We start from the raw sequence: 12,814 nt of genomic DNA, 5'->3' as shown, positions 1-12,814 counted from the left end.
CGCGGCGCGCGGCGGACCACGGCCGGGTTCAGCTCTTCTCGAATCGGAAGCCCACGCCGCGCACGGTCGCGATGTAGCGGGGGTTGGCCGCGTCGTCGCCGAGCTTCTTGCGCAGCCAGGAGATGTGCATGTCGAGGGTCTTGGTGGAGGACCACCAGGTGGTGTCCCAGACCTCCCGCATCAGCTGATCGCGGGTGACGACCCGGCCCGCGTCCCGGACCAGCACCCGCAGCAGGTCGAACTCCTTCGCGGTGAGCTGGAGTTCCTCCTCGCCCATCCAGGCCCGGTGCGACTCGACGTCGATGCGCACGCCGTGGGTGGCGGGCGGCTGCTGCGGCTCGGCGGCACCGCGCCGGAGCAGGGCCCGCACCCGGGCGAGCAGTTCGGCGAGCCGGAAGGGCTTGGTGACGTAGTCGTCGGCGCCCGCGTCCAGGCCGACCACGGTGTCCACCTCGTCGGCCCGCGCGGTCAGGATCAGGATGGGAACCGCGTGCCCCTCGGAGCGCAGCCGCCGGGCGACCTCCAGGCCGTCCATGCCGGGCAGCCCGAGGTCCAGCACCACCAGGTCGACGCCCCCCTGGATTCCGGCGTCGAGCGCGCTGGGTCCGTCCTCACGCACCTCGACCTCGTAGCCCTCCCGGCGCAGGGCGCGGGCCAGCGGCTCCGAGATGGACGCGTCGTCCTCGGCGAGCAGTACACGGGTCATGGCAGTGATGGTAGTCCCGCCGCGGTACGCGCCGGGGTGTGATCGCCCGCGGTGATTCTTACCTTCGGCACATCCATTTCTCACCTTCCGGGGACCTGGTACGGACCTGGGTGTGTGGGGTGCGATCCTGGAAAGGACCTTGGAATGGGCGATCGCAGTTCCCTTCAAACCTGTGATCCCTGTCTCAAGTTCTTCCATATCCGGCAGTGTCCTGCCGTATGGTGAATCCACGCCTGTTGCACCCGGGGGACCTTTGGCGGCACTGACGCCGAGGGTCTCCTTTTGTGTGCGGGTCGTCGGGGTGCGTCCCGCCGGCCCCGGAAGGAATGACCTGTGGCCGGGCCTCGTCGCGCAGTGGTGCGCGGCAGGGCGTGGATCCCGGTGGTCGCCGTCCGCCGCTCCGCGATCCGGAGCGGACTCCCCCGGGCGTGGGGTGGACGGCAGGGCCCGCCGGTGCCGGCCCCCACCGGGCGCTTGCGCGTTCCCGCGCGACGCGTCCCGACCAGCAAGGAACGACCATGGCGTCCAGCCTGACGAAGGACTCGGTCACCCCGGGCACCCCCGGTTCCGAGAAGACCTTCTTCGGCCACCCCCGCGGACTGGCCACTCTCTTCATGACCGAGATGTGGGAGCGGTTCTCCTACTACGGCATGAGGGCTCTGCTCCCGCTGTACCTCGTCGCTCCGGGCGGCCTGAACCTGGGCGCGGGCGCCGCGACCGCGATCTACTCGGTGTACGTGTCGCTGGTGTACCTGCTCGCGATGCCGGGCGGCTGGTTCGGCGACCGCGTGTGGGGGCCCCGCAAGACCGTCGCCGTCGCCGGCGCGGTCATCATGCTGGGCCATCTCACGCTGGCCCTGCCCGCCTCCGGCACCTTCTTCGCGGGCCTCGGCCTGGTCGCCATCGGCTCCGGTCTGCTGAAGGCCAACATCTCGACGATGGTGGGCCACCTCTACGACGGTCCGGACGACCCGCGCCGCGACGGTGGCTTCACCGTCTTCTACATGGGCATCAACCTCGGTGCCTTCGCCGCACCCCTGGTCATCGGCACCATCGGTGAGAGCGTCAACTGGCACCTGGGCTTCGCGCTGGCCGCGCTCGGCATGGCGCTGGGCCTGGCGCAGTTCCTGCTGGGCAGCCGTCACCTGGACGCTCACTCCAGCGTCGTGCCGAAGCCGCTGTCGGCCGAGGAGACGGCCTCCACGCTGCGCAAGGCCGCGCTGTGGGCGGGCATCGCCGTGGTCGCGTACGCGATCGTCGGCTTCTCCGGCCACTACACGCTGAACTGGATCCTGGTCCCGCTGACCCTGCTCGGTGTGATCATCCCGGTGATGGTGCTGGCCCGGATCAAGCGGGACAAGGAGCTGGACCGCGCGGAGCAGTCGAAGATGTCGGCGTACATCTGGTTCTTCGTCGCCGCGGCCGTGTTCTGGATGATCTACGACCAGGGCGGCTCGACCCTGTCGATCTTCGCCGACTCCTCCGCCGACAACCGCGTCCTGGGCTGGGAGTTCCCGGTCTCCTGGTACCAGTCGGTCAACCCGGTGCTGATCATGGCGCTGGCCCCGGTCTTCGCCTGGATCTGGCTGGCGCTGAACCGGCGCGGCAAGGAGCCCAGCACGATCGTGAAGTTCGCCTCCGGTCTGCTGCTGGTCGGCGCGTCCTTCTTCCTGTTCCTCGCCCCGCTGTCGATCGCCGAGGGCGGTCACAAGGCGGCGGCACTGTGGCTGGTGGCGATCTACTTCACCCAGACCGTCGGTGAGCTGCTGCTCTCCCCGGTGGGCCTGTCGGTCACCACGAAGATGGCGCCCTCGAAGTACGCCTCGCAGATGATGGGCGTCTGGTTCCTCGCGGTCACCGCGGGCGACGCCACGACCGGTCTGCTCTCGATCGCCGGCGTCGACCTGAACAAGACGGGCATCGTCGCGATGGAGGCCGGCCTCGCGATGGTCGCCGGTGTCGCGGTGTGGATGTACCGCAACAAGGTCAAGTCCCTGATGGGGGACGTGCGCTGAGTCCCGCCGACCCGGCGCCGGCCACCTGACGGCCGGCCGAGGGCCCCGCATCCCGACGGGTGCGGGGCCCTCCGGCGTGTCCGGGACGTGCGGGGGCGTGAGGCGGGACGACGGGTGCGCGGTGCGTCGCCGACGGTCCGCCGACGGACCGGTGACGGCCGGGGCGCGTGGGGAGTGACGTGCGATGACACACGAAACGCCGGCTCGGGAAGGCTGCCGAACCGGCGGTGATCCGGGAGGACGCTCGGGCCCGAGCGCGACGCCGGGGCCGGTACGGGTGCCGGGCGGGCTCCGACGCGTGCCGGGCGTGGGCGCCGCGCGTACTAGGCGGGGGCTCCGAGTTCCGCCCACACGGTCTTGCCCGCGACGCCGGGGGTGCGGACCACCCCCCAGTCCAGGCAGAGCCGCTGCACGATGAACATGCCGTGGCCACCGGGCCGGCCCGCACGGTGCGGGGTGCGCGGGGCCGGCTGGCCGGTGCCCCGGTCGGTGACCTCGATCCGGATCACCTTGTTGTCGCAGGTGAGGTGCAACTGGTCCGGGCCCTCGGCGTGCAGGCAGGCGTTGGTGACCAGCTCCGAGACGACGAGCAGGACGTCCTCGGCGGCGGCCCGCTGGTCGGCGGTGGCGGCGGGCAGCCAGCCCCACGCGTACAGCGCCTGGCGGGTGAAGTCGCGGGCCAGCGGCACGACACCGCTCTGGTCGTCGAAACTCAGCCGGCGGACCTGGCCGCCCGCCGACGTCCCTGACGACCCCGCGGACCCCGCCGGCCCGGACGGCGCGGCCACGCCCCCGTCGGGCGCACTCGCCGCCGGCGCGCCGCCCCCGGGCGCTCCGGAAGCGCCGCTGGGCTCCGGACCGCGGTCGCCCGGCGAGTAAGGCCGGGTGGTGCTCATCAGCGCTTCACCTCACCGATTCACCGGTTCACCATTCAGAAAATCCCTACACCGTCAGTCACGCAGTGCGCGGCGGGTCGGTTCTCCGCACCCGCGCCACCACGGCAGCCGACAACTCCAGATGTCTCCTGCCCGAGCGGACCGGTGGAACACCCCCGTTTGCACACGGAGAAACGCGCCCGGAGCCGGACACCGGTCGACCGCGGCCGGGACGCCGCGCCGGCCCTCCCACGCGGATCATCCGGAGTCGTCGGCCAGGGCCGCGTCGAGAGTGTCGTGGACGGAGAACACCGCGTCCGCCCCCGTGATCTCGAAGACGCGTGCGACCACGGGCTGCATGCCCACCAGGTGCACCCCACCCCCGGCCGCCTCCGCCTTCAGCCGGGCACCGAGCAGCACGTTGAGCCCCGTGGAGTCGCAGAACTCCAGTCGCGAACAGTCGATGACAAGCCGCTTGAATCCCTTGGCGAGGCAGTCCTCCAGTGGCTCACGCAACAAATCGGCGGTGTGGTGATCCAACTCACCCGCCGGAGTCACGACGGCACTAAGGCCCTCTTCTCGCACCTCGACCAGAAGCCGGCCCGACTGTGCGCTGCCGACCGTCCCGCGGTCCATGCCGTCTCTCTCTCCCGACGTCGTGTCTGCTTCCTGACGCCCTCGAACATTACGCCCTCCCGCCGGGCTCCGACACCTGAACAATCACCCACAAACCGACATATGCGAACAGAATGCACTTGCGGTGGGCTCGGGGGAGCGGGTAGGGCTAGTAAGGACACGCACCCGACACGGCCGGCTTTGGAGGCGCCGCACACCGCAGTGCACGTACTGGCTTCGGCAGCCATATGCCGAGAACGATGGAGGACATCATGTCACCCCGGCTCGACGGATCGCGTACCCAGAATGCGACGTCGACACCCCCTCCGGAACATCTGGATCCCATCGAGCAGGACGACACGACCGTCGTCCCGGGCGACCTACTCGCCGGACTTCCGGACATTCCCCCCTACGACGAGGTGGGCCCGGTCGACGCACGGGCTCTGTCCAAGACCCTCTTCGAGCGGCTCGAATCGCTGGACGAAGGCACCCACGAGTACTCGTACGTACGCAACACGCTCGTCGAACTCAATCTCGCGCTCGTCAAGTTCGCCGCCTCCCGCTTCCGCTCCCGCAGCGAGCCGATGGAGGACATCGTCCAGGTCGGCACCATCGGGCTGATCAAGGCGATCGACCGGTTCGAGCTCTCGCGCGGTGTGGAGTTCCCCACGTTCGCGATGCCGACCATCGTCGGCGAGATCAAGCGTTTCTTCCGCGACACCTCGTGGTCCGTGCGCGTCCCGCGCCGCCTCCAGGAGCTCCGGCTCGACCTGGCCAAGGCCGGGGACGAACTGGCCCAGCAGCTCGACCGCGCGCCGACGGTGGCCGAACTGGCAGAGCGCCTGGGGATCACCAACGAAGAAGTCGTCGAGGGCATGGCCGCGTCGAACGCCTACACCGCCTCCTCGCTGGACGCCCAGCCCGAGGAGGACGACGCCGAGGGCGCGCTGGCCGACCGGATCGGGTACGAGGACCACGGGCTCGAGGGCATCGAGTACGTCGAGTCCCTGAAGCCGCTGATCGCCGACCTCCCGCCGCGGGACCGGAGGATCCTGTCGCTGCGCTTCGTCGCCGGCATGACCCAGTCGGAGATCGGCGAGGAGCTCGGCATCTCGCAGATGCACGTGTCGCGGCTGCTGTCGCGGACGCTGGTGCGGCTGCGCAAGGCGCTGACCGTCGAGGAGTGACCCGCGGGCCCGGCGCCGGGAGCGGCGCCGGGCCGCCCCGGTTACCCGGGGAAACGTCTTTCTCGGCCCGCCTTCATCCACCACTATGGGCACCCCCACAAACTGGCCGGTCCGTCAGGGCCGGTCCTTCGGGGTGCGTGCGTGCCGCGATGCGCGGCGTCGTGGGTGGCGAGGAGGCAGCTGATGGCTCGGGCCGACGGGACCGACGACGGGTCCGACGACGGGACCGGCAGGGAAGTCGAAGCCGCGGGGGAGGCGCACGCCGGCGCCTCCGACGCGCGGCTGACGGAACTGCTGCGCGCCGACACCGGGACCGCCTACGCGGCCCTCCGGGAACTGCGCGCCCGGCACAGCCCCTCGGTGCTCGCCTACGCCCGGCTGTGCACGGCCGGCGACGCCTCGGCCCGGCAGCTCGCCGCGCAGGCGTTCACCCGGGCCGCCCGGGAGGTCGCGCGCGGGACCGACGGCGGCGGCCCGCTGCGCCACCGGCTGCTGCTGCTCGCCGGGAAGCTCGCCGCGGCCTGGGCCACGGACGACCGCTCCGGCGCGCTCGACCCGGGGCTGTTGCTGGTCGTGAACACCGCGGGCCCCGGCGGGCCGGTGCCGCCGCTGCTCACCGCGTTCCGCAATCTGCCGCCCCGCGCCCAGGGCCTGATCTGGTACGGCGTGGTCGACCGGGAGCCGGACGAACGCACCGCCACCCTGCTCGGCATCGACCGCGAGGACGTCGCCCACGGCACGCGATCGGCGCTCCAGACCCTGGCCCGGTCCTGCCTGCGGGCCCGGCTGGCCGCGTCCGACGATCCCAGTTGCGGCGGATTCCGGCGGCTGATCGAGGAATCGGTGCGCCCCGACCACCCGCGCGACAGCGCCGACCTGCACACCCACATGGCGCACTGCCCGCACTGCACGGCCGCCTACGAGGAGCAGCGCGCCCTGCGCCGGACGCCGCGCACCGCGCTGGCCGAGGGGCTGCTGCCCTGGGCGGGCACGGCGTATGTGACAGGCGACCCGGACGAGGCCGTTCCCCCGAGCCGTGCCGCGGAGCCGGCGTGGCCGCCGTCGCGGCGGCTCGCGCTGGCCTCGGCGGCCCTCGGCGTGGCGCTGACCCCCCTGGTGTTGTTCCTGCTGAGCGGTGGGAGCGGGGACCAGGAGCCGGTGAGCGCCGCACATGTCCCGACGGCCCCGCCGGTCACGGTGACGGCGACCGTCGCGGCCACCCCGTCGATGTCGCCGTCGCCGTCCTCCTCGCCCTCGCCGTCGGCCCCGTCCGCCTCGGCTGCCGCCACGTCCCCCGCCCCCTCCCGGACCGCGTCGCCGTCCCGCACCCCGAGCCCGGAGCCGACCCCCGAGCCCTCCCCCACGTATCCGCCGGGGTCCGCGTTCGCGCAGGTGGTCAATGTCGCCTCCGGGCTCTGCCTGGACATCCGGGACGGATTCCTGGAGAAGGGCAACGACGTCGTCATGGCGCGCTGCACCTCCTCCCCGACGCAGCGGTGGCGGGTGGACTCCGGGCGGGGGGTCGTCCAGTCGTTCGCCGACACCGACTACTGCCTGGACAGCCGGGGTTCGGTGGAGCGCGGCGTCGGGATCTGGGTGTGCGACTCGGTCGACGGCCGCAACGGCCTGAACCTCCGTTTCGCCGTCGACGGCGACGGCCGCATCCGCCCCGGCATCGCCTACGACACCGCCGTCACCCCGGAGGGGCCGTGGCTGGCCCTGCGGTCGCTCGACGGCAGGACGGAGCAGCGGTGGCGGGCGGGAGCCCGCTGAAGGGCTCCGCCGAAACCTCGACTTGGCGGTCCGTCAGATCACGCGGGCGCCGCGGCGCCACACCTGCGTCACCAGCGGCACGCCCGGCCGGTAGGCCAGGTGGACATGGCTGGGGGCGTCGAGCACCGTCAGATCGGCGTACGCGCCCGGGGTGAGGCGGCCGACGTCGGTGCGGCGCAGGGCCGCGGCACCGCCCGCGGTGGCCGCCCACACCGCCTCGTCCGGTGTCATCCCCATGTCCCGCACGGCCAGGGCGATGCAGAACGGCACGGAGGACGTGAAGGACGACCCCGGGTTGCAGTCCGTGGAGAGCGCGACCGTGACCCCGGCGTCCAGCAGGCGGCGGGCGTCGGGCCACGGGGCGCGGGTGGAGAACTCGGCGCCGGGCAGCAGCGTGGCGACCGTACGGCTGTTCGCCAGGGCGTCGACGTCGGCGTCGGTGAGGTGGGTGCAGTGGTCGGCGCTGGCCGCGTCGAGCTCGACGGCGAGCCGGACACCGGGGCCGTGGGAGAGCTGGTTGGCGTGGATGCGCGGATGAAGGCCCTTCGCCCGGCCGGCGGTGAGGACGGCGCGGGCCTGGTCGCCGTCGAAGGCGCCCTGCTCGCAGAAGACGTCGATCCAGCGGGCGTGCGGGGCGCAGGCGTCGAGCATCTCGCCGGTGACCAGGGCGACGTAGGCGGCGGGGTCGTCGGCGAACTCGGGGGCGACGATGTGCGCGCCGAGGTAGGTGACCTCGTCGGTGTGCGCGGCGGCGACGCGCAGGGCGCGGGCCTCGTCCTCGACGGTCAGCCCGTAGCCCGACTTGGTCTCGAAGGTCGTGGTGCCCTGGCGCAGGGCCTCGGTGAGGTAACGGGTGAGGTTGGCCTCCAGTTCCGCCTCGGTCGCGGCGCGGGTGGCGGCGACGGTGGTGCGGATGCCGCCGGCGCGGTAGGGACGGCCGGACATGCGGGCGTTGAACTCCTCGGTGCGGTCTCCCGCGAAGACGAGGTGCGAGTGGGAGTCGACGAAGCCGGGAACAACCGCCCGGCCACCTGCGTCGACCCGGTTGTCAGTGGCGGGTGCTTTGCTGTGATCACCGGTCCACACGACGCGGTCGCCCTCGATGACGACGGCCGCGTCCTGGATCAGTCCGAGGGGAGAACTGTCACCGAGAGAGGGGTCGTTGGTGACCAGGGCGGCGATGTTGGTGATGAGCGTGCTGGCGGTGCTCGCGGAGTGGGCGGGGCTGTGGGTCGTCGCGTTGCTCATGGCGTCCTTGCTGGCCTGGTCGGCGGTGGGGTGGGGTCCGGGGGCGGGCCGTGCGGGCGGGCGGCCCTGAATCATGCGCGCAGGGCTTCGACGGCTTCCGCGAGGGCCTTCGGCACGTCCGGTACGAGGGTGTGGGCCCCGTCCCGCACCACGTGCCGACCTGCCACGACCGTGTGCGACACGTCCGCTGCCGACGCGGCGAAGACGGCCGTCTCGGCCCCGAGCCGCGGAGGTGGCCCCGCCGTCCTGACCGAGTCGAGCCTGATCGTCGTGAAGTCGGCGAGCGCACCGGGCTCCAGCGTGCCCGCCCCGTCCCAGCCGAGGGCCGCATGGCCGTCGGCCGAGGCCGCCCGCAGCAGGGCCGCCGCGGTCCAGTGACCTCGCGTGCGGGTCCGCAGGCGCTCGTTGAGCTCCATCGCGCGGGCCTCTTCGAGCAGGTCGATCACGGCGTGGCTGTCGGAGCCGAGACAGAGGGGCGAGCCCTCGTTCTGGAGGGCGACGGCCGGCCCGATGCCGTCCGCGAGGTCCCGCTCGGTGGTGGGGCACATGCAGGTGCCCGTGCCGCTGCCGCCGATGAGGGAGACGTCCTCGGCGGTGAGGTGGGTGTTGTGGACGCCGGTGGTGCGCCGTCCGAGGACACCGTGCAGGGCGAGGAGCTGCGCCGGGGTGCAGCCGTGGACCTCCCGGCAGGCCTCGTTCTCGGCGGTCTGCTCGGAGAGGTGGACGTGCAGCGGCGCCCCGCGGTCCTCGGCCCACCGTGCCACGGTGGACAGCTGGTCCGCGGGCACGGCCCGTACGGAGTGGATCGCCGCGCCGATCCTCGCGTGGTCCCGTTCCTCGAGCAGGGAACAGCGTTCGGCCCAGGCGTCCGCCGTGCCGTCGGAGAAGCGGAGCTGGTGCGCGTTGGGCGGCTGCCCGAAGCCGGAGGAGAGGTAGGCGGTGTCGAGGAGGGTGATGCGGATGCCGGCCTCGGCGGCGGCTGCGATCAGGGCCTCCCCCATCGCGTTGGGGTCGGCGTACGGGGTGCCGCCGGGCGCGTGGTGCAGGTAGTGGAACTCGCCCACGGCGGTGATGCCGGCGAGGGCCATCTCGGCGTACACGGCGCGGGCGAGCGCGTGGTACGTGTCCGGGGTGAGCCGGTCGGCGACGGAGTACATCACCTCTCGCCAGGTCCAGAAGGTGCCCGAGCCGACCTGGACGGTGCCGCGCAGGGCGCGGTGGAAGGCGTGCGAGTGGGCGTTCGCCAACCCCGGCAGTGTGAGCCCGCGCAGGGCCGCGGCACCGGGAGGCGGGGTGGGCGTGTCCGTGCGGACGGCGCCGATACGCCCGTCCGCGACCTCGACGGCGACCCCCGGCTCGACCCTGTCGCCGAGCCAGGCGTGCTCCAACCAGTACGTCCGCGTCACGTGCAGGCCAGCCCTTCCAGTACGTCGGCGAGCGCGAGCACCCCGGCCACACAGTCGTCCTCGGCCGCGAACTCGGCCGGGGAGTGGGAGACGCCGGTGGGGTTGCGCACGAACAGCATGGCGGTCGGGACGGTCCCGGAGAGGATTCCGGCGTCGTGTCCGGCGCCGGTACCGAGGACGGGCACCGTGAGGCCGGTGTCCTTGCCGAGGATGCGGCCCAGTTCGTCGCGCAGGGCGTGGTCGAACTCGACGACGGGCGTGAAGGACTCCCGGACGACCTCCAGATCGACGCCGTGCGCGGCGGCGTGTTCGCGGGCCGCCTTCTCGATGCCGTCGACCACGGTGTCCAGGGTCTCCTGTTCGGCGGCACGCGAGTCCAGCCAGCCCCGCACCAGGGAGGGAACGGCGTTGACGCCGTTCGGCGCGACGGAGATCTTGCCGAAGGTGGCGACGGCACCGGCGAGCTGTGCCTCGCGGCGGGCGGCGAGGACCGTCTCGGCGTACGACAGCATGGGGTCGCGCCGGTCCGCGAGGCGTGTGGTGCCGGCGTGGTTGGCCTCGCCCCGGAAGTCGAACCGCCAGCGTCCGTGCGGCCAGATGGCACTGGCGATGCCCACGTGGTCGTCGGACAGGTCCAGTGCCCGGCCCTGCTCGACGTGCAGTTCCACGAAGGCGCCGATGCGGGCGAGCCGCTCCGGGTCGGGTCCGATGGCCTCGGGGTCGTACCCGGCGGCCTCCATGGCCCCCGGCAGGGTGACGCCGTCCCCGTCCGTCAACCGGTGCGCCTGCTCGACGGTGAGCCGACCGGCGGTCAGCCGCGACCCGACACAGGCCAGCCCGAACCGGGCGCCTTCCTCGTCACCGAAGTTGACGACGGCGACGGGCTTGGTGAACTCCACTGCTCGGCCGCGGACTTCGTCCAGCGCGGCGAACGCGGACACGACACCCAGGGGCCCGTCGAAGGCCCCACCGTCGGGCACGGAGTCCAGGTGCGACCCGGTGACGACGGCGTCCCCGGCGGCGGGATCCCCGAGCCAGGCCCACTGGTTGCCGTTCCGGTCGACCTCGTAGAGCAGCCCGCGGGACTCGGCCTGCTCCTTGAACCAGGCCCGGCACTCGGCGTCGGCGGCCGTCCAGGCGAAACGGCGGTAGCCGCCGGAGTCGGAGCTGCGGCCGATCGGCAGCAGCTCCGCCCACATGCTGTGGAAGGTCACGCGTCGTCACCCTCACGCATGGGCACCCGTACGCCCCGCTCCTGCGCCACCGACTCGGCGATGTCGTATCCGGCGTCCACGTGCCGGATGACGCCCATACCGGGATCGTTGGTCAGCACCCGCCGGATCTTCTCGCCGGCCAGCGCCGTCCCGTCGGCCACGGTCACCTGGCCCGCGTGGATCGACCGGCCCATGCCCACACCGCCCCCGTGGTGGAGGGACACCCAGGACGCCCCGGACGCCACGTTGACCATCGCGTTCAGCAGTGGCCAGTCGGCGATCGCGTCGGAGCCGTCGAGCATCGCCTCGGTCTCGCGGTAGGGGGAGGCGACGGACCCGCAGTCGAGGTGGTCGCGGCCGATGACGATCGGCGCGGACAGCTCGCCGCTCGCGACCATGTCGTTGAACCGCTCACCGGCCCTGTCCCGCTCGCCGTAGCCGAGCCAGCAGATGCGCGCGGGCAGGCCCTGGAAGTGGACGCGTTCGCCGGCCATGCGGATCCAGCGGGCCAGGGACTCGTTCTCCGGGAAGAGGTCGAGGATCGCCTTGTCGGTCCTGGCGATGTCGGCCGGGTCGCCGGAGAGGGCGGCCCAGCGGAAGGGGCCCTTGCCCTCGCAGAACAGCGGCCGGATGTAGGCGGGGACGAAGCCGGGGAAGGCGAACGCCCGGTCGTACCCGGCGAGCTGGGCCTCGCCGCGGATGGAGTTGCCGTAGTCGAAGACCTCGGCGCCGGCGTCCATGAAGCCGACCATCGCCTCGACGTGCCGGGCCATGGACTCGCGGGCGCGGGCGGTGAAGCCGGCCGGGTCCTCGGCCGCGCGGGCGGCCATGTCCTCGAAGGCGACGCCGACGGGGAGGTAGGCCAGCGGGTCGTGGGCCGAGGTCTGGTCCGTGACGATGTCGATGGGGGCGCCCATGGCGAGGAGCTGCGGGACCAGTTCGGCGGCGTTGCCGAGGACGCCGATGGACAGCGGTACGCGCCGGTCGCGCGCGTCGACGGCGAGTCGGAGGGCGTGCTCCAGGGAGTCGGCCCTGACGTCCAGGTACCGGTGCTCGATGCGGCGCTCGATCGCGCGCGGGTCGCAGTCGACGCAGATCGCCACGCCGTCGTTCATGGTGACGGCGAGCGGCTGGGCACCGCCCATGCCGCCGAGGCCGGCGGTCAGGGTGATGGTCCCGGCCAGCGAGCCGCCGAACTTCTTCGCGGCGACGGCGGCGAAGGTCTCGTAGGTGCCCTGGAGGATGCCCTGGGTGCCGATGTAGATCCAGGAGCCGGCGGTCATCTGCCCGTACATGGTCAGGCCGAGGGCCTCCAGGCGGCGGAACTCCTCCCAGGTGGCCCAGTCGCCGACGAGGTTGGAGTTGGCGATGAGGACGCGCGGGGCCCATTCGTGGGTCTGCATGACGCCGACCGGGCGGCCGGACTGGACGAGCATCGTCTCGTCCTGCTTGAGGGTGCGCAGGGTGCGGACCATGGCGTCGAAGGAGCGCCAGTCGCGGGCGGCCTTGCCGGTGCCGCCGTAGACGACGAGCCGGTCGGGGTGCTCGGCGACCTCGGGGTCGAGGTTGTTCTGGAGCATGCGCAGGGCGGCCTCCTGCTGCCATCCCAGGGCGCTCGGTTCCGTGCCGCGCGGCGCTCGGACGGGGCGGGGTCCTGACATGGTCTGCCTCCTGGTGGCTTGCTCCCGGCGGGGATTCCGGCTGCTTGCGGTGCATCCGCTGCTTCCGGCTGGTTCCACGGACGACCGCGGTTCTCGCAGATATTCACATCCTCG

10 protein-coding genes are annotated in these 12,814 nt (G+C 72.5%); 3 read left to right on the top strand and 7 right to left on the bottom strand.

Going from position 1 to position 12,814, the window contains the following annotated elements; all coding sequences use genetic code 11:
• Positions 1-28: 28 nt before the first annotated feature.
• Entirely contained in the window at positions 29-706 is a 678-nt protein-coding gene (locus tag ACFYOV_RS25735; protein ID WP_389091147.1) for a response regulator transcription factor, read from the bottom strand.
• Between the two features lie 518 nt (positions 707-1,224).
• Between ACFYOV_RS25735 and ACFYOV_RS25730 the strand changes: the two genes are divergently transcribed.
• Positions 1,225-2,721, top strand: a complete 1,497-nt coding sequence (locus ACFYOV_RS25730) for an oligopeptide:H+ symporter (protein ID WP_389091145.1) — start codon at positions 1,225-1,227, stop codon at positions 2,719-2,721.
• A gap of 323 nt (positions 2,722-3,044) precedes the next feature.
• On the opposite strand, the gene ACFYOV_RS25725 is transcribed toward ACFYOV_RS25730, so the two are convergent.
• A complete protein-coding gene (locus ACFYOV_RS25725) occupies positions 3,045-3,617 on the bottom strand; it encodes an ATP-binding protein (protein WP_389091144.1) in 573 nt (190 codons plus the stop codon).
• A 237-nt stretch (positions 3,618-3,854) separates the two neighbouring features.
• On the bottom strand, positions 3,855-4,232 hold the full coding sequence (locus tag ACFYOV_RS25720) for an STAS domain-containing protein (RefSeq protein WP_389091142.1): 378 nt from the start codon (positions 4,230-4,232) through the stop codon (positions 3,855-3,857).
• Positions 4,233-4,471: 239 nt separating this feature from the next.
• On the opposite strand from ACFYOV_RS25720, the gene ACFYOV_RS25715 reads away from it, so the two are divergent.
• Together ACFYOV_RS25715 and ACFYOV_RS25710 are read left to right on the top strand one after the other, a co-directional pair.
• A complete protein-coding gene (locus tag ACFYOV_RS25715) occupies positions 4,472-5,398 on the top strand; it encodes an RNA polymerase sigma factor SigF (protein ID WP_389091139.1) in 927 nt (308 codons plus the stop codon).
• A gap of 183 nt (positions 5,399-5,581) precedes the next feature.
• Positions 5,582-7,171, top strand: coding sequence for a ricin-type beta-trefoil lectin domain protein (locus ACFYOV_RS25710; RefSeq protein WP_389091137.1), 1,590 nt, complete (start codon positions 5,582-5,584; stop codon positions 7,169-7,171).
• 33 nt (positions 7,172-7,204) lie between these two features.
• Here ACFYOV_RS25710 and hutI read toward each other — a convergent pair whose 3' ends face one another.
• From hutI to hutU, 4 genes are read right to left on the bottom strand one after another with little or no spacing between them, the layout of a single operon-like run.
• Positions 7,205-8,494, bottom strand: coding sequence for an imidazolonepropionase (gene hutI, locus ACFYOV_RS25705; protein WP_389091134.1), 1,290 nt, complete (start codon positions 8,492-8,494; stop codon positions 7,205-7,207).
• Positions 8,491-9,831: a formimidoylglutamate deiminase gene (locus ACFYOV_RS25700; RefSeq protein ID WP_389091255.1), complete on the bottom strand. Its 1,341-nt coding sequence runs from the start codon at positions 9,829-9,831 to the stop codon at positions 8,491-8,493. The genes hutI and ACFYOV_RS25700 overlap by 4 nt, the downstream gene beginning before the upstream one ends.
• Positions 9,822-11,039: an allantoate amidohydrolase gene (locus ACFYOV_RS25695; RefSeq protein WP_389091132.1), complete on the bottom strand. Its 1,218-nt coding sequence runs from the start codon at positions 11,037-11,039 to the stop codon at positions 9,822-9,824. Before ACFYOV_RS25695 ends, ACFYOV_RS25700 begins: the two co-directional genes overlap by 10 nt.
• A complete protein-coding gene (hutU, locus tag ACFYOV_RS25690) occupies positions 11,036-12,700 on the bottom strand; it encodes a urocanate hydratase (RefSeq protein WP_389091129.1) in 1,665 nt (554 codons plus the stop codon). Before hutU ends, ACFYOV_RS25695 begins: the two co-directional genes overlap by 4 nt.
• Positions 12,701-12,814: the final 114 nt, after the last annotated feature.

Origin of the sequence: Streptomyces sp. NPDC005931 (assembly GCF_042871235.1) — a bacterium.
Lineage (GTDB): Bacteria > Actinomycetota > Actinomycetes > Streptomycetales > Streptomycetaceae > Streptomyces.
Note: the sequence above shows the minus strand (reverse complement) of the source record. Positions and strands in the feature narration are given on the sequence as shown.

What these genes read in the sequence shown, in the direction of transcription:
- ACFYOV_RS25735 (WP_389091147.1), bottom strand. Translation starts at nt 706, where the DNA reads ATGACCCGTGTACTGCTCGCCGAGGACGACGCGTCCATCTCGGAGCCG.
- ACFYOV_RS25730 (WP_389091145.1), top strand. Translation starts at nt 1,225, where the DNA reads ATGGCGTCCAGCCTGACGAAGGACTCGGTCACCCCGGGCACCCCCGGT.
- ACFYOV_RS25725 (WP_389091144.1), bottom strand. Translation starts at nt 3,617, where the DNA reads ATGAGCACCACCCGGCCTTACTCGCCGGGCGACCGCGGTCCGGAGCCC.
- ACFYOV_RS25720 (WP_389091142.1), bottom strand. Translation starts at nt 4,232, where the DNA reads ATGGACCGCGGGACGGTCGGCAGCGCACAGTCGGGCCGGCTTCTGGTC.
- ACFYOV_RS25715 (WP_389091139.1), top strand. Translation starts at nt 4,472, where the DNA reads ATGGAGGACATCATGTCACCCCGGCTCGACGGATCGCGTACCCAGAAT.
- ACFYOV_RS25710 (WP_389091137.1), top strand. Translation starts at nt 5,582, where the DNA reads ATGGCTCGGGCCGACGGGACCGACGACGGGTCCGACGACGGGACCGGC.
- hutI (WP_389091134.1), bottom strand. Translation starts at nt 8,494, where the DNA reads ATGATTCAGGGCCGCCCGCCCGCACGGCCCGCCCCCGGACCCCACCCC.
- hutU (WP_389091129.1), bottom strand. Translation starts at nt 12,700, where the DNA reads ATGTCAGGACCCCGCCCCGTCCGAGCGCCGCGCGGCACGGAACCGAGC.